At 60.1% G+C, this 24,227-nt stretch carries 22 protein-coding genes; 14 read left to right on the forward strand and 8 right to left on the reverse strand.

Annotated elements, in window-relative coordinates:
* Positions 1–46: 46 nt before the first annotated feature.
* Positions 47–1,318 carry a glutamyl-tRNA reductase gene (gene hemA, locus B9Z51_RS05630; RefSeq protein WP_108372499.1) on the reverse strand — a complete coding sequence of 424 codons (1,272 nt, stop codon included), beginning with the start codon at positions 1,316–1,318 and terminating at the stop codon, positions 47–49.
* A gap of 123 nt (positions 1,319–1,441) precedes the next feature.
* On the opposite strand from hemA, the gene B9Z51_RS05635 reads away from it, so the two are divergent.
* Both B9Z51_RS05635 and B9Z51_RS05640 read left to right on the forward strand, forming a co-directional pair.
* Entirely contained in the window at positions 1,442–1,717 is a 276-nt protein-coding gene (locus tag B9Z51_RS05635) for a hypothetical protein (protein ID WP_108372501.1), read from the forward strand.
* Positions 1,718–1,774: 57 nt separating this feature from the next.
* Positions 1,775–2,749 carry a tripartite tricarboxylate transporter substrate binding protein gene (locus B9Z51_RS05640; RefSeq protein WP_108372503.1) on the forward strand — a complete coding sequence of 325 codons (975 nt, stop codon included), beginning with the start codon at positions 1,775–1,777 and terminating at the stop codon, positions 2,747–2,749.
* 218 nt (positions 2,750–2,967) lie between these two features.
* On the opposite strand, the gene ugpQ is transcribed toward B9Z51_RS05640, so the two are convergent.
* From ugpQ to ugpB, 5 genes are all read right to left on the reverse strand, one after another.
* Positions 2,968–3,702, reverse strand: a complete 735-nt coding sequence (gene ugpQ / locus B9Z51_RS05645) for a glycerophosphodiester phosphodiesterase (RefSeq protein ID WP_108372505.1) — start codon at positions 3,700–3,702, stop codon at positions 2,968–2,970.
* A gap of 9 nt (positions 3,703–3,711) precedes the next feature.
* Positions 3,712–4,731, reverse strand: a complete 1,020-nt coding sequence (gene ugpC / locus B9Z51_RS05650) for a sn-glycerol-3-phosphate ABC transporter ATP-binding protein UgpC (protein WP_108372507.1) — start codon at positions 4,729–4,731, stop codon at positions 3,712–3,714.
* 110 nt (positions 4,732–4,841) lie between these two features.
* Positions 4,842–5,696 (reverse strand): sn-glycerol-3-phosphate ABC transporter permease UgpE, encoded by an 855-nt coding sequence (gene ugpE, locus B9Z51_RS05655; RefSeq protein ID WP_108285036.1) that lies wholly within the window; start codon positions 5,694–5,696, stop codon positions 4,842–4,844.
* A gap of 34 nt (positions 5,697–5,730) precedes the next feature.
* Positions 5,731–6,612: a sn-glycerol-3-phosphate ABC transporter permease UgpA gene (gene ugpA / locus B9Z51_RS05660; protein WP_108372509.1), complete on the reverse strand. Its 882-nt coding sequence runs from the start codon at positions 6,610–6,612 to the stop codon at positions 5,731–5,733.
* Between the two features lie 107 nt (positions 6,613–6,719).
* Positions 6,720–8,024, reverse strand: coding sequence for a sn-glycerol-3-phosphate ABC transporter substrate-binding protein UgpB (ugpB, locus tag B9Z51_RS05665; protein WP_108372511.1), 1,305 nt, complete (start codon positions 8,022–8,024; stop codon positions 6,720–6,722).
* A gap of 283 nt (positions 8,025–8,307) precedes the next feature.
* On the opposite strand from ugpB, the gene B9Z51_RS05670 reads away from it, so the two are divergent.
* The 12 genes from B9Z51_RS05670 (at position 8,308) to B9Z51_RS05725 (ending at position 23,043) form a co-directional block, all read left to right on the forward strand.
* Positions 8,308–12,186 carry a DUF3683 domain-containing protein gene (locus B9Z51_RS05670; protein WP_108372513.1) on the forward strand — a complete coding sequence of 1,293 codons (3,879 nt, stop codon included), beginning with the start codon at positions 8,308–8,310 and terminating at the stop codon, positions 12,184–12,186.
* A gap of 14 nt (positions 12,187–12,200) precedes the next feature.
* Positions 12,201–12,617 carry a gamma-butyrobetaine hydroxylase-like domain-containing protein gene (locus B9Z51_RS05675; protein ID WP_108372515.1) on the forward strand — a complete coding sequence of 139 codons (417 nt, stop codon included), beginning with the start codon at positions 12,201–12,203 and terminating at the stop codon, positions 12,615–12,617.
* A gap of 9 nt (positions 12,618–12,626) precedes the next feature.
* Positions 12,627–13,358 carry a bifunctional demethylmenaquinone methyltransferase/2-methoxy-6-polyprenyl-1,4-benzoquinol methylase UbiE gene (gene ubiE, locus B9Z51_RS05680; protein WP_108372517.1) on the forward strand — a complete coding sequence of 244 codons (732 nt, stop codon included), beginning with the start codon at positions 12,627–12,629 and terminating at the stop codon, positions 13,356–13,358.
* Positions 13,359–13,396: 38 nt separating this feature from the next.
* Entirely contained in the window at positions 13,397–14,374 is a 978-nt protein-coding gene (locus B9Z51_RS05685) for a Tim44 domain-containing protein (protein WP_108372519.1), read from the forward strand.
* A 47-nt stretch (positions 14,375–14,421) separates the two neighbouring features.
* Entirely contained in the window at positions 14,422–14,988 is a 567-nt protein-coding gene (locus B9Z51_RS05690) for a hypothetical protein (protein ID WP_108372521.1), read from the forward strand.
* Positions 14,985–16,550 carry a ubiquinone biosynthesis regulatory protein kinase UbiB gene (gene ubiB, locus B9Z51_RS05695; RefSeq protein WP_108372523.1) on the forward strand — a complete coding sequence of 522 codons (1,566 nt, stop codon included), beginning with the start codon at positions 14,985–14,987 and terminating at the stop codon, positions 16,548–16,550. Before B9Z51_RS05690 ends, ubiB begins: the two co-directional genes overlap by 4 nt.
* A 39-nt stretch (positions 16,551–16,589) precedes the next feature.
* Positions 16,590–18,035, forward strand: a complete 1,446-nt coding sequence (locus B9Z51_RS05700; RefSeq protein ID WP_108372525.1) for a sodium:solute symporter family protein — start codon at positions 16,590–16,592, stop codon at positions 18,033–18,035.
* A gap of 93 nt (positions 18,036–18,128) precedes the next feature.
* The gene (locus B9Z51_RS05705; RefSeq protein ID WP_108372527.1) at positions 18,129–18,443 is read left to right on the forward strand and encodes an FmdB family zinc ribbon protein; all 315 of its coding nucleotides are present in this window, start codon (positions 18,129–18,131) and stop codon (positions 18,441–18,443) included.
* A gap of 20 nt (positions 18,444–18,463) precedes the next feature.
* Positions 18,464–19,129, forward strand: coding sequence for a DUF502 domain-containing protein (locus B9Z51_RS05710; protein ID WP_199227457.1), 666 nt, complete (start codon positions 18,464–18,466; stop codon positions 19,127–19,129).
* Between the two features lie 60 nt (positions 19,130–19,189).
* On the forward strand, positions 19,190–21,004 hold the full coding sequence (gene aspS / locus B9Z51_RS05715; RefSeq protein WP_108372529.1) for an aspartate--tRNA ligase: 1,815 nt from the start codon (positions 19,190–19,192) through the stop codon (positions 21,002–21,004).
* Positions 21,005–21,117: 113 nt separating this feature from the next.
* Positions 21,118–22,017, forward strand: a complete 900-nt coding sequence (locus B9Z51_RS05720) for an alpha/beta hydrolase fold domain-containing protein (RefSeq protein WP_255419294.1) — start codon at positions 21,118–21,120, stop codon at positions 22,015–22,017.
* 3 nt (positions 22,018–22,020) lie between these two features.
* Positions 22,021–23,043, forward strand: a complete 1,023-nt coding sequence (locus B9Z51_RS05725) for a PfkB family carbohydrate kinase (protein WP_108372532.1) — start codon at positions 22,021–22,023, stop codon at positions 23,041–23,043.
* A 2-nt stretch (positions 23,044–23,045) separates the two neighbouring features.
* On the opposite strand, the gene B9Z51_RS05730 is transcribed toward B9Z51_RS05725, so the two are convergent.
* Both B9Z51_RS05730 and B9Z51_RS18155 read right to left on the reverse strand, forming a co-directional pair.
* Positions 23,046–23,906, reverse strand: coding sequence for a GntR family transcriptional regulator (locus tag B9Z51_RS05730; protein WP_108372534.1), 861 nt, complete (start codon positions 23,904–23,906; stop codon positions 23,046–23,048).
* 10 nt (positions 23,907–23,916) lie between these two features.
* Positions 23,917–24,198 (reverse strand): hypothetical protein, encoded by a 282-nt coding sequence (locus tag B9Z51_RS18155; protein WP_233254832.1) that lies wholly within the window; start codon positions 24,196–24,198, stop codon positions 23,917–23,919.
* Between the last annotated feature and the right edge of the window lie 29 nt (positions 24,199–24,227).

A 24,227-nucleotide genomic window follows, 5' to 3' on the forward strand; every position in this document is an offset into this window, starting at 1 on the left:
AACTTTGTCGGAGCTCAAGCTCCGACCTACAAAGTCAGGGCCAGCGCTAACGCTCTTGCCGCAAAAACAGGCGCTGCACCGCGTGCATGGTCTGCTCGCGGTGGGCCGGGTCGGCGCTGCGCAATTCGGCCAGTGCGCCGTGCAGCATTTTCTGCGTCAGGCCTTTGGCCAGGGCTTCGAGCACCGCATCGGGGTTATCGCCTTTGGCCAGAAGCTTGCGGGCGCGGGCCAGTTCGGCTTCGCGCCAGCTGTCGGCTTGTTGGTGCAGTTGCTGGATCAGGGGCACCGCATCGCGCTGGCCCAGCCAGTGGCTGAAACTTTGCACACCAGCGTCGATGATGACTTCGGCCTCGGCCACCGCCGCCTGGCGTTGGGCTTGGCCCGCCTGCACCACGCTGGCCAAGTCGTCCACGGTGTAGAGGTAAACGTCTTCCAGCGCTTTGACTTCGGGCTCGATGTCACGCGGTACGGCCAGATCGACCATGAACATCGGGCGGTGCTTGCGTTTCTTCAATGCCCGCTCCACCGCGCCCAAGCCGATCAGGGGCAAGGTGCTGGCGGTGCAGCTGATGACGGCGTCAAATTCGTGCAGACGGTCGGGCAGATCGGCCAGGCGCATGACTTCTGCGCCAAAGCGGCCAGCGAGCTTCTCGCCACGCTCCAGGCTGCGGTTGGCAATGGCGATGGCCTTGGGCTGGCGGGCGGCAAAGTGCGTCACCACCAGCTCAATCATCTCGCCTGCGCCGACAAACAGCACCTTGATGTCCTTGAGGTCTTCAAACAGCTGGCTGGCCAGACGCACCGAGGCGGCCGCCATGCTGATTGAATGGGCGCCGATTTCGGTGGCCGTGCGCACTTCCTTGGCCACGGCGAAAGTGCGCTGAAACAGCTGGTTGAGCGTGCTGCCCAAAGCGCCTGCCTGCTCGGCGGCACGCACAGCGTCTTTCAGCTGACCCAGAATCTGCGCTTCGCCCAGCACCATCGAGTCGAGACCGCTGGCGACCCGAAAGGCGTGCCGTGCTGCTTCGTTGCCTTCGAGCAAATAGATGTGCGACTGCAGCTCTTGCGCCGAAACACCACCGGCTTCGGCCAACCAGTGCAGTGTCTGGGCGGCAGCGGTTCGGTCGGCAGCACAATAAATTTCGGTGCGGTTGCAGGTGGACAAGATGGCCGCTTCATGCGCTTGATCGGTGCGTTGGGCCAGATTGGCCCGCAAAGCCTGCAAAGTGGGGGGCAATTGGTCCACGGCAAACGCAAACCGGCCGCGCAGATCGAGCGGCGCAGTTGTGTGGTTTAAACCGAGGGTCCAGACAGCCATGCGCCGATTATAGGAACCCCCTCTTGGTGGGCAGCTGAGGCCCAGGATCAGGGCCTCTTTCAGGGCACAATCTGTGCGGCGCCGTTGCTTTGAGACCCACCGTTTACGCTTTTTCCACCCCACATGACTGTCTGGTTACTGATCTTGCATCTGTTTAATTTTGTGCTGCCCGCGTTGGCCATGGCCGTGTTCATGCCCGGGGCCGGTCGTTGGGTGATGGGCCCCAGCCGCAATCGATGGGGGCGACACATGCTGTGGCATGCACTGGCCGGCGTAGTGGTCTTGACAGGGGGCCTGGTCTTGCAAGGTCACGATGGCGCCATGGCCACCTATGCTGCGCTGGTGCTGGTGTCTGCAGCGCTGGAGTGGGTGCTGCACAGGGGCTGGGCGCAAATCTAAGGCACAGCCTGGCGGACGCAGGCACCACCTACCCCTCAATCAATCAAGGAGACAAACATGACCGGGACAAAGCGACGTGCACTCGCCACTTTTTTGGGGCTTTGCCTGGCAGGAGCCGTGGGCAGCGCCTGGGCTTTTCCCACCAAACCGATCCGCATCGTGATGGGCTTTCCGGCGGGCGGGCCGCTCGATCAGCATGCCCGTTTGTTGTCTGACCGCTTGCAGGCCCAACTGGGGCAGCCCATCATCATCGATTACAAGTCAGGCGCGGGCGGCACTGTGGGGGCGCAAGAGGTCATGCGCGCCTCGCCCGACGGCCACACATTGTTGCTGGCCAATACCGGGGTGATGGTCATCAACCCAGCGCTCTACAGCAAACTGCCTTACAACACGCTCAAGGACTTTGTGCCCGTGGCCCGCACGGCCATGCAACCTCTGGCCTTGCTGGTCAATCCCAAAGTGCCTGCACAGACCCTGTCCGAATTCATGGCTTATGCCAAAGCCCGGCCCGGCCAGATCAATTACGGCTCGGCAGGCAATGGCGGCAGCAGCCATCTGGTGCCCGAAATGTTCAAAGCCGCGACGGGCTTGTTCATGGTGCACATCCCCTACCGGGGCAGCGCACCGGCTTTCACCGACCTGATCGCCGGACAGGTGCAGTTCATGGCCGAAAGCATTCCGCAAGCGGCCCAGTACCACAAGCAGGGCAAGGTGCGCGCCCTGGCCGTGACCAGCCGTGAGCGCAGCCCCGCTTTGCCCGACGTGCCCACCGTGATGGAGTCCGGCATCAAGAACTTCGAGGTGGTGGGCTTTTATGGCTTTTTGGCCCCGGCGGGCACGCCCAAAGAAGCCGTCAACAAGCTCAGTGACGCCTTCAAGGCGGTGTTGGCGCAGCCCGACATCAAGGCCCGAATGGTGGCGCAAGGGGCCGATCCGGCTTTCCTGGGAGCTGACGATTTCGCCAAGTTCCTGGCGCTTGAGATGCCGCGCTGGGCCGATGTGGTTCAGAAGTCGGGCGCCAAGCTGGATTGATGCGGGCCCACCAGGGCAGCCAGCTCGGGCGTGCTTGGTATGCGGGCATTTGTCGGAGTCTTCGACCGCCGACCTACGGGGGGGGCTGCGTATTGGTCGGTAATCGACGCGTCCGACTCGGTCATCGTGAGGGTGCGGGCATTTGTCGGGGTCTTCGACCGCCGACCTACCAGGATTGCCGTAGGTCGGTACTCGAAGAGTCCGACGTTTTTGCCCCTTTACGCCGGACTGAACAAATCCACCCTATCGGTGATGATGCCGTCGGTGCCCAGGGCCAGCAGGTGCTGGGCGGCCCAGTCGTCGTTGACGGTGTAGCTCAGGCACTTGAGGCCTGCGCCGTGAACCTGGGCCACGGTGCGGGCGTCCCACAGCGCATAGTTGGCGACCACGGCCACACACTGAAGAGCCAGGGCTTTGTCCAACCAGCCGTTCCACAGCGTGTCCACCAGTAAGCCTCGCGGCAACTCGGGGGCCGCTGCTTTTGCGGCGGCTAACGCGTCGGGTTTGAAGGAGGTCAGCAATGGCGGCACTTCTGCGCTTTGCCACAGTTGCGCAGACAGACGTGCAACCGCCTCACCCGTGGCCGCTTCGGTGCCCGGCGTGGGCTTGATCTCGATGTTGAGCAGGTAGCGGTTGGCCAGGCAGAACCGGGCCAAGGCTTCCAGTGTGGGCAGAGGTTCACCCGCAAAGGCGCGTGAATGCCAGCCGCCTGCGTCCAGTTGAGACAGATCGTGCCAAGTCTGCTCGCCACCCACGCCTTGACTGTTGGTGGTGCGCTCCAAAGTGGCGTCGTGCATCAAAAACACCACGCCGTCGGCGCTGAGCTTGGCGTCGCACTCGAACATGCGAAAGCCGTGCGCCGCCCCGAGCCGAAAGGCAGCCAGGGTGTTTTCGGGGGCGAGTTTGCCAGCGCCTCGGTGGGCGATCCAGCGCGGGTAGGGCCAGTGTTTCATGGGCTCAGTTCAGGCGATGCGTTTTTGGGTTTTCGCGTCAAACCAGTGCACGCGGTCGGCGCGTGGCGTGGCGTGGAAGGTGCTGCCCGGCTGCGGCGCGGGCAGCGACTCGTCCAGCCGCAGGGTCAGTGTTTCCTGGCCCAGACGGGCGTGCACCAGGCGCTCCGCGCCCAACAGCTCCACCGTGTCCACGCTCAGTGTCCAGCTACCGTTTTCGGGTGTGGGCGTGATGTCCAGGTGTTCGGGTCGGATGCCCAGGATTTGTCCGACGGGTGTGCCCGGCGCGTGCTTGAGCAGGTTCATGGGCGGCGAGCCGATGAAGCTGGCCACAAAGGTGCTGGCGGGGCGGTTGTAGACCTCTTCTGGCGTGCCAAACTGCTCCATGTGGCCGCCGTTCATCACGATCATGCGCTGGGCCAGCGTCATGGCTTCGACCTGGTCGTGCGTGACGAAAAGGCTGGTGATACCCAGTTCGCGGTGCAACTTTTGAATTTCGAGCCGGGTCTGGGCGCGCAGCTTGGCGTCCAAATTCGACAGCGGCTCATCAAACAAAAAAACCTGTGGCTGGCGCACGATGGCGCGGCCCATGGCCACGCGCTGGCGCTGGCCACCCGACAACTCACGCGGCTTGCGCTGCAGCAGGTGCGAGAGTTCCAAAATGCCTGCCGCTTTGTCCACACGGGCCTTGATTTCTTCCGGCGGGCGTTTGGCGATCTTCAAGCCATAGGCCATGTTGTCGAACACGCTCATGTGCGGGTAGAGCGCGTAGTTCTGGAACACCATGGCGATGTCACGCTCGGCCGGCTCCAGCTCATTGACCACGCGATCGCCAATCGAAATCGTGCCGCCCGAGATGTCTTCCAGGCCCGCCACCATGCGCAGCAGGGTGGATTTGCCGCAGCCAGAAGGCCCGACGATGACCACGAACTCGCCGTCGGCAATGCTGGCGCTCAGGTCTTGGATGACGGTGTTGGCCTTGGCGCCAGCGCCATAGGTTTTGAGGATGTGGGAGAGGGTGATGGATGCCATGGTTTCTTTGATCAGACGGGGACAGAGCAACGCTTCAAATGGGTCTGTCCCCGGGTTTCTATTCAGACGGGGACAGAGCAACGCTTCGCATTGGTCTGTCCCCGGGGTATTTATTTCTCCGTATCGACCAGGCCCTTGACGAACCATTTTTGCATCAGGACCACGACCAGCGCCGGGGGCAGCATGGCCAAAATGGCGGCGGCCATGACCACGTTCCACTCGGTCCAGGACTCGCCTGAAATCAGGCGCTTGATGCCCAGCACGACGGGGTACATGTCTTCGTTGGTGGTCACCAACAGCGGCCACAGGTACTGGTTCCAGCCGTAGATGAATTGGATGACGAACAGCGCCGCGATGTTGGTGGCCGACAGGGGCAGCAACACGTCCTTGAAAAAGCGCATCGGCCCGGCACCGTCCATGCGGGCGGCTTCCACCAGTTCATCCGGGATGGTCAGAAAAAACTGCCGGAACAAAAAGGTGGCCGTGGCTGATGCGATCAGCGGCACCGTCAGGCCCGCAAAGCTGTTGAGCAGGCCCAAGCCCGCCACCACTTCGTAGGTGGGGCTGATGCGCACTTCGACCGGCAACATCAGGGTGACGAAGATCATCCAGAACACCAGGTTGCGCAGCGGAAAGCGGAAATACACGATGGCAAAGGCCGAGAGCAGCGAAATCGCGATCTTGCCAATGGCAATGCCCAGGGCGCTGATCAGGCTGACCTGCATCATGGGCCACATGGCGGGCAGCGGGCTGCCCTGCGAGTTGGGGCCGCCAAACAAGGTCAAGCGGTAGGTTTCCCAGAAGTGGCCGCCCGGCAGCATGGACATGGGCACGCTTTGGTTGATTTGTTGGGCGGTTTGGGTGGAGCCGATCAAAGTCAGGTACAGCGGAAAGGCCACGATGGCCACGCCGATCAGCAAGATGACGTGCCTCAGAATTTGCAGGCCAGGGCGTCTTTCGATCATGGCTGGCCTCTGAAGTGAATGGGTGGTCGCAACATCAGTACTGCACTTTCTTTTCGACAAACTTGAACTGCAAGACGGTGAGTGACACCACGATGACCATCAACACCACCGATTGCGCGGCCGAGCTGCCCATGTCCAAGGCCTTGAAGCCGTCGTAATAAACCTTGTAGACCAGGATGGCCGTGTCCTTGCCGGGGCCGCCGTGGGTGGTGGCGTCCACGATGGCAAAGGTGTCAAAGAAGGCGTAGACGATGTTGATCACCAAGAGGAAAAACGTGGTGGGCGAGAGCAGCGGGAACACGATGCTCCAAAAGCGCCGCCAGGGGCTGGCCCCGTCGATGGCGGCCGCCTCGATCAGCGACTTGGGAATGGACTGCAAACCCGCCAGAAAAAACAGGAAGTTGTAGGAGATTTGCTTCCAGACCGCGGCCATCACGATGAGTGCCATGGCGTGGTTGGGGTTGAGCAAGTGGTTCCAGTTGATGCCGACGGCCCGCAGCGCATAGCCCACCACGCCCATGGGCGAGGCAAACATGAACAGCCACAACACGCCCGCCACGACCGGGGCCACCGCGTAAGGCCAGATCAGCAAGGTTTTGTACAAGCCCGCGCCGCGCCCGACCCGGTCGGCCATCACGGCCAAGAGCAGCGACACCGACAGGCCCGTCACAGCCACCAAGAGCGAAAAAACGGCGGTGGTCTTGAATGACTCCAGGTAACCGCTGTCGTTCCAAAGGCGTGAGAAGTTCTCCAACCCCACAAATTCGCGGGACGCACCAAAGGCGTCTTCTTGCAAAACGCTTTGGTACAGCGCCTGCCCGGCGGGCCAAAAAAAGAACACCAGCACGATGCTCAGTTGGGGCGCGATCAGCAGCCAGGGCAGCCAGCGGGATTTGAAACGGACGCGTTTTTCCATAAATTCTTTGAAGGATTCAAGCTTGAAGTTTCAGCCCAAAATGCGCAAAAGCAGAGGCTCGGCCTCTGCTTTTTCAGTGAAAACCACCCCGAAGGGTGGTTTGAGCATCACTTATTGACTTTTTCGAAGCGTTCGAGCTGTTCGTTGCCGCGTTTGATGGCCATGTCCAAGGCTTCTTTGGTGCCTTTTTTGCCGCTCCAGACGCCTTCGAGTTCCTCGTCAATGATGGTGCGAATCTGCACAAAGTTGCCCAGACGCACGCCACGCGACTTGTCGGTGGTCTTGCGGATCATCTGGGTGACCGAAACGTCGGTACCGGGGTTCTTTTTGTAGAAACCGGCTTTTTCGGTCAACTCAAACGAGGCCTTGGTCACGGGCAGGTAGCCCGTGCGCTGGTGGCTGGCCGCAGCCACATCGGCCTTGGACAGGTGGGCAAAGAACTGCGCCACGCCTTTGTATTCGGGGGCTTTCTTGCCACTCATGACCCACAGGCTCGCGCCGCCGATCACGGTGTTTTGGGGGGCACCGTTCACATCGGGGTAGTAGGGCAGGGCACCGATGCCGTAGCCGAATTTGCCGTTGCGCACCACGCTGCCATACAGCGCCGAGGAGCCCGTGGCCATGGCGCACTCGCCCGAGACAAAGGTGGCGTCGGCCGCGTTACCACGGCCTTTGTAGACAAACAGGCCCTGCTTGGCCATGTTGGCCAAGTTGTCAATGTGGCGCACATGCAGCGGTGTGTTGAAGCTCAGGCGAGCGTCCATGCCGCGCATGCCGTTGCCCTTGGTGGCGAATTCGGTGTTGTGCCAGGCCGAGAAGCTTTCCAGCTGCGTCCAGCTGATCCAGCTGGTGGTGAAGGGGCACTTGTGGCCGCTGGCTTTGAGCTTGGCAGCCGCCAGAGCCACTTCAGGCCAAGTGGTGGGCGGGGTGTTCGGGTCCAGGCCTGCGGCCTTGAAAGCGTCTTTGTTGTAGTGGAAGACGGGCGTCGAGCTGTTGAAGGGGAAGCTCAGCATCTGGCCATTGGGGGCGGTGTAATAACCGGCCACAGCGGGCACATAGGCGTTCTGGTCGAACTTCAGGCCCGCATCGGTCATGACCTTGCCCACGGGCACGATGGCGCCCTTGCTGGCCATCATGGTGGCGGTGCCCACTTCAAACACCTGCAGGATGTGGGGCGCATTGCCCGCCCGGTAGGCGGCGATGGCGGCTGTCATCGACTCGTCGTAGTTGCCCTTGAAGGTGGGCACGATTTTGTAGTCCTTTTGGCTGGCGTTGAAGTCCTTGGCCAGATCGTTGACCCATTCGCCCAGGGCGCCGCCCATGGAGTGCCACCACTGGATTTCGGTCTGGGCTTGGGCTGAAAAGCCAGCCAATCCCAGTGCCAATGCGGAAAGAGCGTGTTTGAGTTTCATCGCGGATCCTGAAAAAAAAAGAGGGCTAGAGTGCTCTGTTCGCCTCAGAAATGGGCGGTTTGCAAGTTCACTTTCGCACCCGAACGTGACAGTAGCATTAAAGCGGCATGACTTTGTGGCGACAACTCGGGGTTTCCATGATGAATGGCCCCTGCGGGACAGGTGCCCTTGCTCACGGCGCGTGTTTGTTGCACTGCGGTAACATTCACCCTCAGCCGGGTTCAAGCCAGTTTCCGGGTCTGGCTGAATGCGTATTGACACGCTGCTGACCGCGCCTATTCCCATGAATGCACCCACCACGCTCCAACATTTGATGCAAGCCGACGCCGATGCGCCGCGCCTGCGCGAGATCCCTTACAACTACACGAGCTTTTCCGACCGCGAGATCGTGGCCCGTCTGCTCGGCGAGAAAGCCTGGGATCTGCTGAACCAGCTGCGCCAAGAGCGCCGCACAGGCCGCTCGGCCCGCATGCTTTACGAAGTGTTGGGCGACATCTGGGTGGTCGAGCGCAACCCTTATCTGCAGGATGACCTGTTGGACAACCCCGGCCGCCGCAAGCTGCTGGTGGACGCCTTGCAACACCGCTTGGGCGAAGTGCAAAAACGCCGCACCCCCGATGTGGACGCCGCCCGCGATGCCTTGGTGGGGGCTTTGCTGGACTTGGCGGGCCAGGCCGTGGCGCAGTTCAACGAGCGTTTTGCCAACCGCGCCAAGCTGCGCAGCCAGGTGCAAAAGACCCTGGGGCGGCTCACGGCCAAAGACAACATCAAGTTCGACGGCCTCTCACGGGTGAGCCATGTGACCGACGCCACCGACTGGCGCGTCGAGTACCCCTTTGTGGTGCTGACCCCGGACAGCGAGACCGAGATGGCGGGTCTGGTCAAAGGTTGCATTGACCTGGGCCTGACCATCGTCCCACGCGGCGGCGGCACCGGCTACACGGGTGGCGCGATCCCGCTGACCTGGAAGAGCGCGGTCATCAACACCGAAAAGCTCGAAGCCATGACCGAGGTCGAGATGATCGACCTGCCTGGTATCGATCACAAAATCCCGACCATCTACACCGAAGCCGGTGTGGTGACCCAGCGCGTGGCCGATGCGGCCGAGCGCGGCGGTTTTGTCTTTGCGGTGGACCCGACCTCTGCCGAGGCCAGCTGCATTGGCGGCAACATCGCCATGAACGCGGGCGGCAAAAAAGCCGTGCTCTGGGGCACGGCCCTCGACAACCTGGCCAGCTGGCGCATGGTCACGCCCGACGCTGAGTGGCTCGATGTGGTTCGCATGGACCACAACATGGGCAAGATCCACGACGCCGAAGTGGCCACCTTCGAGCTGCGCTACTTCAAGGCCGACGGCAAGACCCCGATCCGCACCGAAACCCTGGTCATCCCGGGCAAGACTTTCCGCAAGGAAGGCCTGGGCAAGGACGTGACCGACAAGTTCTTGAGCGGCCTGCCCGGCGTGCAAAAAGAAGGTTGCGATGGCCTCATCACCAGCGCCCGCTGGGTGGTGCACCGCATGCCCACCCACACCCGCACCGTGTGCCTGGAGTTCTTTGGCCATGCTCGCAACGCCGTGCCGAGCATCGTCGAGATCAAAGACTTCATGTTCGCCGAGCAAAAGCGCACCGGCACCGTCATGGCGGGTCTGGAGCATCTGGACGACCGTTATTTGCGGGCGGTGGGTTACTCCACCAAATCCAAGCGCGGCGGCTTCCCCAAGATGGTCTTGATCGGTGACATCGCCGGTGACAACGCCGACGACGTGGCCAAGGCGACCAGCGAGATCGTGCGCATTGCCAACTCGCGCAGCGGCGAAGGCTTCATCGCCATCAGCCCCGAAGCGCGCAAAAAGTTCTGGCACGACCGCAAAAAGACCGCTGCCATTTCGCGCCACACCAACGCCTTCAAGGTCAACGAAGACGTGGTGATCCCGCTGCCGCGCATGGCCGAGTACACCGACGGCATCGAGCGCATCAACATCGAACTGAGCCTGCGCAACAAGCTCAAGTTTTGTGCCGAGCTGGAAAGCTTCCTGGAGCGCGGCAACCTGCCACTGGGCAAGCAAGACGACGTCAACGAAATCGCTTCGGCCGAGTTGCTGGAAGACCGCGTGGCGCAGGCCCTGGCCGTGGTGCGCGAGGTGCGTGACCAGTGGCAAGCTTGGTTGACGCAAGTGGACGAGCTCTTCCCCCAGTTGCAAGACCACAGCCTGCGCGCCAGCTGGAAGACGCAGATCCGCCCAGCGTTGCAAAACATTTTCTCCGGCTCGGCTTTCCAGCCCATCCTGACGGAAGTCACGGCCATTCACCAGCGCGTGCTCAAGGGCCGTGTCTGGGTGGCGCTGCACATGCACGCCGGTGACGGCAATGTGCACACCAATATTCCCGTGAACTCCGACAACTACGAGATGCTGCAAACCGCGCACGAAGCGGTGGCCCGCATCATGGTGTTGGCGCGCAGCCTGGACGGCGTGATCTCGGGTGAACACGGCATCGGCATCACCAAGCTGGAGTTTTTGACCGACGCCGAGTTGGCCAACTTCACCGCTTACAAAGCCAAGGTCGATCCGCAAGGCCGATTCAACAAAGGCAAGCTGCTGCGCGGCGCGGCCCTGACTGGCTTGGGTGACGATGTGCATGCGGCCGACCTGACGCACGCCTACACCCCCAGCTTTGGCCTGATGGGCCACGAGTCGCTGATCATGCAGCAGTCCGACATTGGCGACATCGCGGCCAGCGTCAAAGACTGCCTGCGTTGCGGCAAGTGCAAGCCCGTGTGCTCGACCCATGTGCCGCGTGCCAATCTGCTCTACAGCCCACGCAACAAGATTTTGGCCACCTCACTGCTGGTCGAGGCCTTCTTGTATGAAGAGCAAACGCGCCGCGGTGTGTCGATCAAGCACTGGCAAGAATTTGAAGACGTGGCCGACCACTGCACGGTGTGCCACAAGTGCCTGACGCCTTGCCCGGTGAACATCGACTTTGGCGACGTGACCATGAACATGCGCAACCTGCTGCGCAAGATGGGCCAAAAGAGCTTCCGACCCGGCAATGCCGCGGCCATGTTCATGCTCAACGCCACCAACCCCGAAACCATCAAGCTGGCGCGCGCCGCCATGGTGGGTGTGGGCATGAAGGCGCAGCGCTTTGCTGCGGGCCTGCTCAAAGGCATTGCCCGCAAGCAGACCAGCGCACCACCGGCCACCGTGGGTACCGCCCCGATCAAAGAGCAGGTGATCCACTTCATCAACAAGAAGATGCCGGGCAACCTGCCCAAGAAAACGGCGCGTGCCTTGCTGGACATCGAGAACAACGACTACGTGCCGATCATCCGTGACCCGAAGGCCACGACGTCGGAAACCGAGGCGGTGTTCTACTTCCCCGGTTGCGGGTCTGAACGCCTGTTCAGTCAAGTCGGTTTGGCCACGCAGGCCATGCTCTGGCACGCAGGTGTGCAGACCGTGTTGCCACCCGGCTACCTGTGCTGCGGCTACCCGCAAAAAGGCTCGGGCCAGTTCGACAAGGCCGAGAAGATCATCACCGACAACCGCGTGCTGTTCCACCGCGTGGCCAACACGCTCAACTACCTCGACATCAAGACGGTGGTGGTCAGCTGCGGCACTTGCTACGACCAGCTGCAAGGCTACGAGTTCGACAAAATCTTCCCAGGCTGCCGCATCGTGGACATCCACGAGTACCTGCTCGAAAAAGGCATCAAGCTCGAAGCGCAAGGTGCTTACCTGTACCACGACCCTTGCCACTCGCCCATGAAGCTGCAAGACCCGATGAAGACGGTCAAAGGTTTGTTGGGTGATCAGGTGCTCAAGTCTGACCGCTGCTGCGGCGAGTCGGGCACGCTGGGCGTCACGCGCCCCGACATCTCCACGCAAGTGCGTTTCCGTAAAGAGGAAGAAATCCTCAAAGGCGAAGCCGCCTTGCGCGCCAGCGGTGCGGTGGGCCCCAAAGACAACGTCAAGATCCTCACCAGCTGCCCCAGCTGCTTGCAAGGCCTGTCGCGCTTCGGCGACGACTTGCAAAACGGCCTGCTCGAGGCCGACTACATCGTGGTCGAGATGGCCAAGCACATCCTGGGCGAGAACTGGATGCCCGAGTACGTCAGCGCCGCCAATGCCGGTGGCATTGAGCGCGTGCTGGTTTAACCCGAAAGAATGCCATGGCTGGATTGACCCAAGCAACGCCCACCCCCGAATTCCTGACCCTGCACGGTAAAAGCCAAGTGCTGGAAATCGGCTTTTCGGACGGCAAGCAGTTCCGCATCCCGTTTGAGCTGATGCGTGTGTATTCGCCTTCCGCTGAAGTGCAGGGCCACGGCCCCGGCCAGGAAGCGCTGCAAACGGGCAAGCGCCATGTCGCCGTGACGGACATCGAGCCCGTGGGCAATTACGCCGTCAAGCCGACGTTTTCGGACGGGCACGATACGGGCCTGTTCACCTGGGAGTACCTGTACTTTCTGGGCGACCAACAAGCGGCTCTGTGGCAACAATACGAAGAACGCCTGCAAGCCGCGGGCACCGACCGAGATGCGCCCATGCCCGAAAAAGCAGGCAGCAGCTGCGGCCACAACCACTGAAGCATTCCCATGAGCACCACCCATTTCGGTTTCAAGACCGTCGACGAAAAAGAAAAAGCCCAGCATGTGCGTGGCGTGTTCGATTCGGTCGCGTCCAAATACGACGTGATGAACGACCTCATGTCCATGGGCCTGCACCGCGTGTGGAAGGCCTACACCGTGCAGGTGGCCAACCTCAAAGAGGGCGACCAGGTGCTCGACATCGCAGGCGGCACGGGCGACTTGTCGATGGCGTTTGCCAAGAAGGTCGGTGCCACCGGCCGCGTGGTCCACACCGACATCAACGAGGCCATGCTGAGCACCGGTCGTGACCGCCTGGTCAACCATGGCCTGGCCCTGCCCACGCTGGTGTGCGATGCCGAAAAGTTACCCTTCCCGGACAACCATTTCAACGTGGTCAGCGTGGCCTTTGGCCTGCGCAACATGACACACAAGGACGTGGCTCTGAAAGAGATGTGTCGAGTCCTCAAGCCCGGTGGCAAATTGCTGGTTTTGGAGTTTTCCAAAGTGGCCAAGCCGCTGGAAAAAATCTACGACTGGTACAGCTTCAACATCCTGCCCAATCTGGGCAAGCTGGTCGCTGGCGATGCAGAGAGCTACCGCTATCTGGCCGAATCCATTCGGATGCACCCCGGTCAGGAGGAACTGAAAACCCTTATGAAAAACAGCGGATTTGGCCATGTCGATTTTCACAACTTGTCGGCGGGGGTGGTAGCCTTGCACGCAGGTATCAAGTGTTGATATCAAAATTGTGATTTTTCCGAATCATTGGAGACATTGTGAACAAGTTTTTGACCCTGTTGCTCGCTGGCGTTTTGGCTTTGGGCAGTTTGAATGCCGAAGCCGCTCGGCGTATGGGCGGCGGTAAATCGATCGGTCAGCAATCGAGCCAAGTCACCCAACGTGAAGCTGTGCGCCCTCAGCAGCCCGCAGCGCCGGCCCAACAGTCGGCGGCCAAACCCGCTGCGCCCACACAGGCAGCCCCTGCACCTAAAAAGCCATGGGGTGCCATGCTCGGCGGTCTGGCCGCAGGCTTGGGCCTGGCTTGGTTGGCCCATTCTTTGGGTATGGGCGGCGCTTTTGGCAACGTCTTGATGGCTTTGTTGATCGGTTTTGCCGTGATGGCCGTGATCGGCATGATCATGCGCCGTCGTTCAGCGCCTGCTGCGCAAGCCGGTGGTTTGGCTTACCAGGGCGCTGGCGCCACGGCTGAGCAGCCTGCGTCGTTCAAGCAATACAACCCCGAAAAAGTGGGCAACGATGCGTCTGCACGCCCTTGGGAGGCTCAGCCCACCCATTTCGACGGTTCTGCTGCAGCCCATACGGGTGGCTCCATGATTGGCTCTGCCTTGAATGGCTCACAAGCCTGGGGCATTCCGGCTGGCTTTGATGTCGATGGTTTTGTCACGGCTGCCAAACGCAATTTCGTGACGCTGCAAGACGCCTGGGACCGCTCGGACATCAACACACTGCGCTCCATGATGACGGACACGATGGTGGCTGAAATCCGCAGCCAGCTCGCCGAACGCGAAGCCCAGTTCCCGGGGCAGCCCAACAAGACCGAAGTGGTCATGCTCGAGGCCCAGCTTTTGGGTATTGAAGAGCAGGCCGACGCCTATCTGGCCAGCGTCGAGTTCAACGGCATGATCCGTGAAGACGCCTCCGCAGGCCCCAGCCCCTTCCGCGAAGTCTGGAACATGACCAAGTCCAAGCAAGGTGGCGGCTGGCTGGTGGCTGGCGTGCAAGCCCTGCAATAAAGACATGGCCCCGGCTGGGGGCCAGCTTTCGGGAATAATCGGGGACTATGGCAACACAGTCCCCTTTTTCTTGGGCCGTTCAGGCCCTGCCCCAAATGGTCACCGATCTGGCCGCCAACTTTCAGCCTCCGGGCTGGGTGGTCGATGAAACGGTCAACCGTCTCGTCTTGTTCCTCAACCATGTGCTGCAAAGCGAACCCGAGGCCATGGCCCGTCTGGCGCGTCAAAAAGGCCAGCGCATTGAACTGGCCTGGGACCGCATCCAGCTGCAGTTGACGCCCACCCCCGCAGGCTTGCTGGAGCGTGGCCACTTTGAAGGCTTTGACCTGCGCTTGAACGTGGTGGAAGAGTCGCCCGTTTCGCTGGCTTCGGCGCTGGCCCGTGGCGACAAACCCAAAGTCCGCATCGAAGGCGATGTGCAACTGGCCGCTGAAATCAACTGGCTCATTGACCATGTGCGCTGGGATGCCGAAGAAGACCTGGCCCGCCTGATCGGAGATGCCCCGGCCCACACCCTGGCGCAGGCAGCGCGCAAAGCCATGGAGGCCTTGCGCGGCTTTGTGGCCTCGCGGCCCGGCACGGGTCTCGCCCGTTCTTCGGGTGGTGCAGCATGAGCCGTTTGGGTCGCGGCGCCTTCATCGTCTTCATCGTCTTGCGCTATGGCCTGGACGAGCTGGTGCTCTCCAGCTTCCAGAAACCCTGGATTCGCCTGCTGGCCCGCATCTTGTCGGTGGGCCGTGACCTGAGGTCTCCCCGTGCCGTGCGCCTGCGCGAGGCGCTCGAACGCCTGGGGCCGATCTTCGTGAAGTTTGGCCAGGTTCTGTCCACCCGGCGTGATTTGCTGCCGCTGGACATTGCCGAAGAGTTGACCAAGCTGCAAGACCGTGTGCCGCCATTCAGCTCAGACATCGCGGTGGCCACCATTGAGCGTGCTTTCCACAAACCGGTGGATGTCATTTTTGAAAGCTTTGAGCGTGAACCCGTGGCCAGCGCATCGATTGCTCAGGTGCACTTTGCCACCTTGCGCAGCAAGTCCGGCGAGCTGCGCGAGGTGGCCGTCAAGGTGTTGCGCCCCGGCATGCTGCCCGTGATCCAGAAAGACCTGAGCCTCATGCGCATGATGGCCGGCTGGGTCGAAAACCTGAGCGCCGATGGCAAACGCCTCAAGCCCCGCGAGGTGGTGGCCGAGTTCGACAAGTACCTCAATGACGAGCTGGACCTAGTGCGCGAAGCATCGAACGCCGCGCAACTGCGCCGCAATATGGAAGGCCTCGATCTGGTGCTGATCCCTGAGATGATCTGGGACTATTGCCAAAATGAAGTGCTGGTCATGGAGCGCATGCACGGCGTGCCCATCAGTCATGTGGACCGCTTGCGCGAAGCGGGGGTGGACATCCCCAAGCTGGCCCGCGACGGTGTGACCCTGTTCTTCACGCAGGTGTTCCGCGATGGGTTTTTTCACGCCGACATGCACCCGGGCAACATCCAGGTCAGCTTGGCGCCAGAGACGTTTGGTCGCTATATCTCGCTGGACTTTGGCATCGTCGGCACGCTGACCGAGTACGACAAGGAATACCTCGCACAAAACTTCACGGCCTTTTTCCGCCGTGACTACAAGCGCGTGGCTGAGCTCCACATTGAATCGGGCTGGGTGCCCGCTGACACCCGTGTGGACGAGCTTGAATCCGCGATTCGCGCTGTCTGCGAGCCGTACTTTGATCGTCCATTGAAAGAAATATCGCTGGGCATGGTGCTGATGCGGCTGTTTCAGACGTCGCGGCGCTTTCATGTCGAGATCCAGCCGCAGCTGGTCTTGCTGCAAAAAACCTTGCTCAACATCGAAGGCCTGGGCCGTCAGCTCGACCCCGAGCTGGACTTGTGGAGCACGGCCAAGCCCTTCCTCGAAAAGTGGATGCTCGACCAGATCGGTCCCAAAAAGCTGTGGGAAGAACTCAAGGGCCAGGCTCCGCATTACGCCAAGCTGCTGCCGCAGTTGCCACGCCTTTTGCACGACTACCTCAAGCAGCCACGACACAACGATGCCAGGCAGCTCGAACAACTGCTGGCTGAGCAGCGCCGCACCAACAATTTGCTGCAAATCCTGATGTATTTGGGCGTCGGCTTTTTACTCAGCTTGCTGGTTTTGCAGGTCTGGTCGCATCTTCAGCTGTACTGAGCTGCTGCTTTTTTACCCCGATAGACAGGAGACTTTGCTGTGTTGCTGACCCTCGTGATCGCCTACCTGCTGGTGACCATCGCGATTGGCCTGTTGGCCGCCAAGCGCGTTAAAAACTCGGCCGACTTCGCCATTGCAGGTCGGCATTTGCCCTTGTCCATGATCGTGACCACCACGTTTGCGACCTGGTTCGGGTCCGAGACGGTGCTCGGCATCCCGGCCAAGTTTGTCAACAATGGCCTGCACGGCGTGGTGGAAGACCCCTTTGGCGCAGGCAGCTGCCTGATCCTCGTGGGCTTGTTCTTTGCGGCCAAGCTCTACCGCATGACACTCTTGACCATCAGTGACTACTTTCGTGAACGCTATGGTCGCAGTGTGGAGGTGATCTGTTCCATCATCATCATGGTCAGCTATCTGGGCTGGGTGTCGGCCCAGGTCACCGCGCTGGGTCTGGTGTTCAATGTGTTGTCCGACGGTGCCATCAGTTTGCCTGTGGGCATGGTCATCGGGGTGGTGTCCATCCTGGCCTACACCCTGTTTGGTGGCATGTGGTCGGTGGCCATCACCGACTTCATCCAGATGATCATCCTGGTGGTTGGCCTGTCCATTCTGGCGGTGTTTGCCGGGCAACAGGCGGGCGGCGCCGACAAGGTGCTGGCGCTGGCCGTGAGTCAGGACATGTTCAAGTTCTGGCCCGAACCCCACCTCAAAGACATCCTCTTCTTTGTGGCCTCGGCCATCACCATCATGTTGGGCTCCATTCCTCAGCAAGACGTGTTTCAGCGCGTCATGTCAGCCAACAACGAATATGCCGCCACCCGGGGGCCGGTGATTGGCGGCATTTTTTACATCCTGTTTGCCTTTGTGCCCATGTTTTTGGTGGTCAGCGCTTTGATCATCATGCCAGAGCAGGCCACGCAGCTGATTCAGGATGATCCGCAAAAAGTCTTGCCCATGCTGGTCATGACCCAGATGCCTTTTGTCATGCAAGTGCTGTTTTTCGGGGCGCTGCTCTCGGCCATCAAGTCATGTGCTTCGGCCACCCTGCTGGCGCCCAGCGTGACCTTCACTGAGAACATCTGGCGCCAGTTCTTTCCGCACCGAAGCGACAAGCAAGAGCTTCTGGCCATGCGCGTGACCGTGTTGGTGTTCAGCGGGCTGGTGCTGACATATGCCATCGCGATGCAGGGCAGCAGCATCTACGAAATGGTCTCAGGGGCGTACCAAGTCACGCTGGTCGGGGCTTTTGTGCCGCTGGCCTGTGGCTTGTACTGGCAAAAAGCCACCACCCAGGGCGCACTGCTTTCCATTGTTCTGGGCCTGTTGACGTGGTTGCTGTTCACTTTTACACCTGCGGGCCAAGAATTTCCTGCCCAATTGGCGGGTGTTTTGGCCAGTCTGACGGGCATGCTGATGGGATCCTGGGGACGTCAGGCCATCCGCAACCAGCATGCTTCGCACCACAAACTGGTTGGCGCTGCGTGAGCGGGTCAGGTCAATAAGGCCGGTGGGGCTTGTCGTGGCGCCCCCCCGCCTATAATTGAGGGTTTTGATTTCCACCTGAAAAGAGCCCTCTTCATGCCCATTTACGCCTACAAGTGTGAGTCCTGCGGACATGCCAAGGACGTTCTGCAAAAAATCTCCGACGCCCCCCTGACCGATTGCCCGGCCTGCGGTGCGCCCAAATTCAGCAAGCAACTGAGCGCCCCGGGCTTTCAGCTCAAGGGTTCGGGTTGGTACGCCACCGACTTCAAAGGCGGTGGCGGTGTCACCGGTGCTGCTGTCGCTTCGACAGCCGGGGCTTCCGAGTCGCCTGCTTCCTCTTCGACCACTGAGTCCTCCGGTTCTGCCGATGCGGCCGGTGGCTGTGGCGCGTCTTGCGCCTGCCATTAAGACCTGACGGATCAGCCTCCATGAAACAACGCAGCTTGAAACAGTACTTCATCACCGGTCTTCTGGTGTGGCTGCCCATGGGCATCACCGTCTGGGTGCTGACTTGGTTGGTGGGGCTCTTGGATGGCATCTTTCTGGCTGTTTTGCTTGCGGCTGACACGCTGATCCCGGGCATGCATGCCTTGGCTGATTACCTGCGCGGTGTGCCGGGCCTGGGCGTGATCCTGGTGGCGCTGGTGATTTTTTTCACCGGTGTGTTTGTGGCCAACATGTTTGGTCAGTGGTTGTTTCGCCAGTGGGACAACCTGATGAACCGCATCCCTGTGGTGCGCAGCATCTACACCAGCGTCAAGCAGGTGGCCGATACCTTGTTTTCCGGCAGCGGCCATGCCTTCTCGAAAGCCCTGCTGGTGCAGTATCCGCGCCAGGGTTCCTGGACCATCGCCTTTCTGACCGGTACGCCAGGCGGTGAAGTGGCGCGTCATTTTGACCAGCCCCTGGTCAGCGTGTATGTGCCCACCACACCCAACCCCACCTCCGGCTTCTTTTTGATGATGCCCAAGGCCGATGTGATCGAACTCGACATGACGGTCGATGACGCCCTGAAATACATCATCTCCATGGGGGTGGTGGTGCCTGGTGGCCCCGACTCACTGCCTCAGGTCGCAGCCGCAACCCCTCAATAAACCTTGTACGCTGGGCGAATCAATTGCCCGACGATTTCCGAATCTAGAAAGTCCAACAACATGTCCATGCGTTCCCACTATTGCGGTCTGGTGACCGAAGCCCTGAGCGGCGAAACCGTGAGCCTGTGCGGCTGGGTCAACCGTCGCCGTGACCACGGCGGCGTGATCTTCATTGACCTGCGCGACCGCGAAGGCTATGTGCAAGTGGTGTGCGACCCCGACCGCCCAGAGATGTTCAAAGTCGCCGAAGACGTGCGCAACGAGTTTTGTGTCCAGATCAAAGGCGTGGTGCGTGCTCGCCCTGATGGCACCACCAACGACAACCTCAAAAGCGGCAAGATCGAAGTGCTGTGCCACGAACTGATCGTGCTCAACGCCTCTGTCACGCCCCCTTTCCAGATCGATGAAGACAACCTGTCCGAGACGACCCGCCTGACCCACCGCGTGCTGGACCTGCGCCGTCCCTACATGCAAAACAACCTGATGCTGCGCTACAAAGTGGCGATGGAAGTGCGCAAGTACCTCGATGAAAACGGCTTCATCGACATCGAAACCCCCATGCTCACCAAGAGCACACCCGAAGGCGCCCGCGACTACCTGGTGCCCAGCCGCGTGCACGACGGCCACTTCTTTGCCTTGCCCCAGTCGCCCCAGCTGTTCAAGCAGCTGCTCATGGTGGCGGGCTACGATCGCTACTATCAAATCACCAAGTGCTTCCGAGACGAAGACTTGCGTGCCGACCGCCAACCCGAATTCACCCAGATCGATATCGAAACATCGTTCCTGACCGAAGAAGAAATCCGCGACATGTTCCAGGGCATGATCAAACGCGTTTTCCAGAAGACCATCGGCGTGGACCTGGGCGAGTTCCCGGTCATGACCTACCAGGACGCCATGCACATCTATGGCTCGGACAAGCCTGACCTGCGCGTGAAGCTGCAGTTCACCGAAGTGACCGACGTCATGGGCGATGTGGACTTCAAAGTCTTCTCGGGCGCTGCCAACATGAAGGGCGGCCGCGTGGTCGCCCTGCGCGTGCCCAATGGTTCCGTCGAAGGCGGTGGCATCAGCCGTGGCGAAATCGACGCCTACACCGAGTTCGTCAAGATCTATGGTGCCAAGGGCCTGGCCTACATCCGCGTCAACGACCTCTCCAAAGGCCGTGAAGGTCTGCAGTCGCCCATCGTCAAGAACATCCACGACGCGGCCCTCAATGCTGTGTTGGAGCGCTCGGGCGCGCAAAACGGCGACTTGATTTTCTTTGGCGCCGACAAGGCCAAGATCGTCAACGACGCCATCGGTGCCCTGCGCATCAAGATCGGCCACAGCGAGTTCGGCAAGAAAAACGGTTTGTTTGAAGACCGTTGGGCGCCTATGTGGGTGGTCGACTTCCCCATGTTCGAGTTCGACGACGACAGCCAGCGTTACACCGCCGTGCACCACCCCTTCACCGCGCCCAAAGACGGCCACGAAGACTGGATGGTCACCGCCCCCGAGAAGTGCATCTCCAAGGGCTATGACATGGTGCTCAACGGCTGGGAAATGGGCGGCGGCTCGGTGCGTATCCACCGCGCTGACGTGCAACAAAAAGTGTTTGACGCGCTCAAGATCACACCAGAAGAAGCTCAGCTCAAATTCGGCTTCCTGCTCGACGCCCTGCAATACGGCGCGCCTCCACACGGCGGCCTGGCCTTTGGCCTCGATCGCATCGTCACGCTGATGACCGGCGCAGAGTCCATCCGCGATGTGATCGCCTTCCCAAAGACACAACGCGCTCAGTGTTTGCTGACCCAAGCACCTAGCCCAGTGGATGAAAAGCAATTGCGCGAACTTCACATCCGTTTGCGCAATGTGGATGCTGTGAAAGCAGCTTGATGCTTTAAACGATGGAGGTTGACAGCTTGAATCTGTCACAAGAGCTGCAAGAACCCCTTGCCCAATTGCTGATAGCTTTGGGTGGGGGAATTGAATTGCACGACATTCCATCGATGCGTGAACGCCTTAACCGGGTCTGTGAAGCGGTTGCAGTTCCGGCCCCCTTTGCTTCTCATCCACTGAAGGGCTGCGGCTGCCTTGTAGTGCTGCATGAATATCGACCAGCGCAAAGCTGTGCTTCTGATACGTGGCCTGCTTTGCTCTGGTTCCACGGGGGCGGCTATGTCATGGGCAAAGCCCTTCATGATGATGTGCTGTGCCAAAGATTTGCCGATGATCTGGGCATCCGTGTGTTCAGCCTCGACTATCCCTTGGCGCCAGAACATCCTTATCCGCATGCCTTGTTGGCTGCCGAGGCGGCGTGGGACTGGTTGCTTTCCGAGGCATTGCCATCGTGCCGGACACCGCGCATTGCGGTGGGTGGTGCAAGTGCCGGTGGTGGGCTGGCCGCCAGCTTGGTGTTGCGGCTGCGTGATCGGTCACGGACTACCGGTGTTCAGGCGATTCTTCCCTGCTTGCAATGGTTGATGTATCCCATGCTGGACTCACGCACCCGCGTTGCACAAGACGCCTCAGATACCTTGCTTTGGACGGGTGCGTGCAATCGCCAAGCTTGGCACAGTCTGCTGGACACCCGTGCTGCCGCATTGGCGTCCTTGCCCGCTGACATGGCGCTTGCCATGGCCGCACAGCCTTATTTCAGTCCGTCTGAGGTCGATGATCTGTCTGGCTTGCCTGAAGCCTTTATCGCCATTGGCACCATCGACCTGTTTTATGCGGAGAACCAAGCCTATGCCAAGCGCTTGCATCAATCAGGAGTGCCTTGCGAATTGCATGAATTTGCCGATGCACCTCATGCCTTTGATGCGTTTGCACCGCAGGCCAGTGCCTCTGTTACCTTTGAAGGCTTGCGCATGACTTGCCTGCGCAATGCCCTGTTTCAGGGGAGCTAAAAAATGGACAAGGCTGTTTCTGTCTTTGTGCTGGGTAACCATGTGCAGGCCTGTTGTTGGCATGTGCAGCGCTTGCCCAAGGCGGGTGAAACCTTTCAAGCCACGGGTCTGTCGGTTGAACCTGGAGGCAAAGGTTTTAATGTGGCGATTGGCTTGCGTCGACTGGGTCTGAATGTGCAAGTCATGATCGGTTGTGGGCAAGACGGTGCTGCCCAAGAGCTGTTGAAGGTGCTACAGCATGAGGGGCTTTCCACCAGGCATGTGATTCAATTTCCCGGTGCATCAGGCTGGGGGGCTGGGCTCATTGGTGCCGATGGACAAAATGCCATTGCGGTCTACCCCGGGGCCAACCTGTTGCTGGCGCCCTCACACGTTCAAACGGCGAAAGCCCAGATCGAAGCGTCCCAACTTGTGTATGGGCAGTTTGAGACTTCGGTATCAGCCGTGGCTGAGGCCTTTGCCATCGCGCACGCAGCGGGCATTGTCACGGTGCTCAATCCGTCGCCTTGGCAACAGCCCCCGGATTCGCTGCTCCATAGTACGCACACTGTGCTGGTGAACGAAACGGAGGCGCAAGCCCTGTTGGGTGTTGAGGCACCATGGCCAAGCGAATGGCCACAGATGCAAACTGACATTGAAAGCCAATTGACCACTTTCTGGCAAGGCTGGCCAGCAGCGCAGCAGTTGGTGATCACGCTCGGTGAGCAAGGCGCAGCGATGTATTGGAGAGAGCCAGCATCCCATTGCGGAGTTCGCGGTTTGTACATGCCAGCCCCCGCGATTCAGGCGCTGGATACCGTGGGTGCCGGCGATGCGTTTGCCAGCGGCTTTGTGGCTACCTGGCTGGCTCAGCAAAACACAGCGATGTCGAATCTCAAACGTTGCCAAGTGGCACTGGAGCAAGCCCATGTGTGTGGTGCTCACCTGGCAGCCACCCAGGGTGTACTGGATGCCTTGCCCCATGCAGCGCAAATGATCGAATTGCGAGAGCGCTATCGCCCGGGGCAGGCTTTGTCGATTGCCTGAATTCAAATTGACAAAGGCATGCGGTAGACATAGATGTCGCCGCGAAACATTCCTTCAGCGTACTCGACCAACTGCTTGGATGGACTCACGCGTGTGTGGCGTTTGAACAGCAGGCAAGGTAAAGGTTCAGCTAAGCCGAAATCCCTGGCTTCCTCCTCGGTGCTCAAGACCGCTTCTACCGTTTGATCTGCACCTTCGAGCGTCAAGCCGCATTGCTGGCGCAGCAGTTCATAGGCTGAACCCATGCCATCCCAATCGACCATGGAAGGGGCCAAACCCAGGTCGTACCAGGCGTTTTCCCGCGTCATGGGTGTATCGTCGCCAAAACGCAAACGCACCAGATGCAGAAATGACGAGTTGGACGGCAGTCCGAATATCGATGCAATCATCCGGTCACGAACGACCTCACGCAGCAATATGCGTGTGCGGGCTTTTTTGCCCTGCTCCTGCATCTCTTGCGTAAAGCCTTTGAGTTGACCCAAGGGGGCTTGTAACTTGGGTGTCGGATGCAGCACGGTACTGCCGCCACGCCCCGATCCGCTGCTGATCCAGCCTGTGCGGCGCAGCTCGTCATAACTGCGTTTGACGGTGATGCGGCTGACACCCAATTGTTCAGCCAAGTCGCGTTCGGAAGGCAATGTTTGACCGGCTTTCCAAACTCCCTGCTGCAACTTGCCGACCAGCTGCATGTGCAATTGACGCCACAAGGATTCACCTTGTGTGCTGTGCAGTGCCCAGGTGGTTGCGGGGTCTGCACGCCCCTGACCGAGCTGCTCGGTCATCCCCTCTGCTGCCAGGGCTCTAGCCTCGGATTCGTCGCCATGGGGCGAGAAATAGGGTGTTAAAGGGGGGGGTATGGACATGTCCAAATTATCAAAAAACCAATCCAAACATGATACCAGCAGAAGACGCCCAGGCCCTGGCGATCCAGCCCTGCGGCAAGATCTCAAGTGCTTTATTCAGACGCTTCAGACCGATAAAAAGCTGGCTGCGCATCAGACGCACTCCGGTTGCTTCAAAAGAGAACTTAAGAAAACAAAAAATTACAACTCTGGCAAACCCTTGTCTCAATTTTTTATGGATATGGCCATAATATCCATTGATGGGTCCATTGAAAAATGTGATCCAAGCAACACGGCAGCACATCAGAACCATAAGCAGCACTGAAAGGTCAAAAAATGAGT

The organism is Limnohabitans sp. T6-5 (assembly GCF_003063315.1).
GTDB lineage: Bacteria > Pseudomonadota > Gammaproteobacteria > Burkholderiales > Burkholderiaceae_C > Limnohabitans_A.

What these genes read in the sequence shown, in the direction of transcription:
- hemA (WP_108372499.1), bottom strand. Translation starts at nt 1,318, where the DNA reads ATGGCTGTCTGGACCCTCGGTTTAAACCACACAACTGCGCCGCTCGAT.
- B9Z51_RS05635 (WP_108372501.1), top strand. Translation starts at nt 1,442, where the DNA reads ATGACTGTCTGGTTACTGATCTTGCATCTGTTTAATTTTGTGCTGCCC.
- B9Z51_RS05640 (WP_108372503.1), top strand. Translation starts at nt 1,775, where the DNA reads ATGACCGGGACAAAGCGACGTGCACTCGCCACTTTTTTGGGGCTTTGC.
- ugpQ (WP_108372505.1), bottom strand. Translation starts at nt 3,702, where the DNA reads ATGAAACACTGGCCCTACCCGCGCTGGATCGCCCACCGAGGCGCTGGC.
- ugpC (WP_108372507.1), bottom strand. Translation starts at nt 4,731, where the DNA reads ATGGCATCCATCACCCTCTCCCACATCCTCAAAACCTATGGCGCTGGC.
- ugpE (WP_108285036.1), bottom strand. Translation starts at nt 5,696, where the DNA reads ATGATCGAAAGACGCCCTGGCCTGCAAATTCTGAGGCACGTCATCTTG.
- ugpA (WP_108372509.1), bottom strand. Translation starts at nt 6,612, where the DNA reads ATGGAAAAACGCGTCCGTTTCAAATCCCGCTGGCTGCCCTGGCTGCTG.
- ugpB (WP_108372511.1), bottom strand. Translation starts at nt 8,024, where the DNA reads ATGAAACTCAAACACGCTCTTTCCGCATTGGCACTGGGATTGGCTGGC.
- B9Z51_RS05670 (WP_108372513.1), top strand. Translation starts at nt 8,308, where the DNA reads ATGAATGCACCCACCACGCTCCAACATTTGATGCAAGCCGACGCCGAT.
- B9Z51_RS05675 (WP_108372515.1), top strand. Translation starts at nt 12,201, where the DNA reads ATGGCTGGATTGACCCAAGCAACGCCCACCCCCGAATTCCTGACCCTG.
- ubiE (WP_108372517.1), top strand. Translation starts at nt 12,627, where the DNA reads ATGAGCACCACCCATTTCGGTTTCAAGACCGTCGACGAAAAAGAAAAA.
- B9Z51_RS05690 (WP_108372521.1), top strand. Translation starts at nt 14,422, where the DNA reads ATGGCAACACAGTCCCCTTTTTCTTGGGCCGTTCAGGCCCTGCCCCAA.
- ubiB (WP_108372523.1), top strand. Translation starts at nt 14,985, where the DNA reads ATGAGCCGTTTGGGTCGCGGCGCCTTCATCGTCTTCATCGTCTTGCGC.
- B9Z51_RS05705 (WP_108372527.1), top strand. Translation starts at nt 18,129, where the DNA reads ATGCCCATTTACGCCTACAAGTGTGAGTCCTGCGGACATGCCAAGGAC.
- B9Z51_RS05710 (WP_199227457.1), top strand. Translation starts at nt 18,464, where the DNA reads ATGAAACAACGCAGCTTGAAACAGTACTTCATCACCGGTCTTCTGGTG.
- aspS (WP_108372529.1), top strand. Translation starts at nt 19,190, where the DNA reads ATGTCCATGCGTTCCCACTATTGCGGTCTGGTGACCGAAGCCCTGAGC.
- B9Z51_RS05720 (WP_255419294.1), top strand. Translation starts at nt 21,118, where the DNA reads ATGCGTGAACGCCTTAACCGGGTCTGTGAAGCGGTTGCAGTTCCGGCC.
- B9Z51_RS05725 (WP_108372532.1), top strand. Translation starts at nt 22,021, where the DNA reads ATGGACAAGGCTGTTTCTGTCTTTGTGCTGGGTAACCATGTGCAGGCC.
- B9Z51_RS05730 (WP_108372534.1), bottom strand. Translation starts at nt 23,906, where the DNA reads ATGTCCATACCCCCCCCTTTAACACCCTATTTCTCGCCCCATGGCGAC.
- B9Z51_RS18155 (WP_233254832.1), bottom strand. Translation starts at nt 24,198, where the DNA reads ATGGTTCTGATGTGCTGCCGTGTTGCTTGGATCACATTTTTCAATGGA.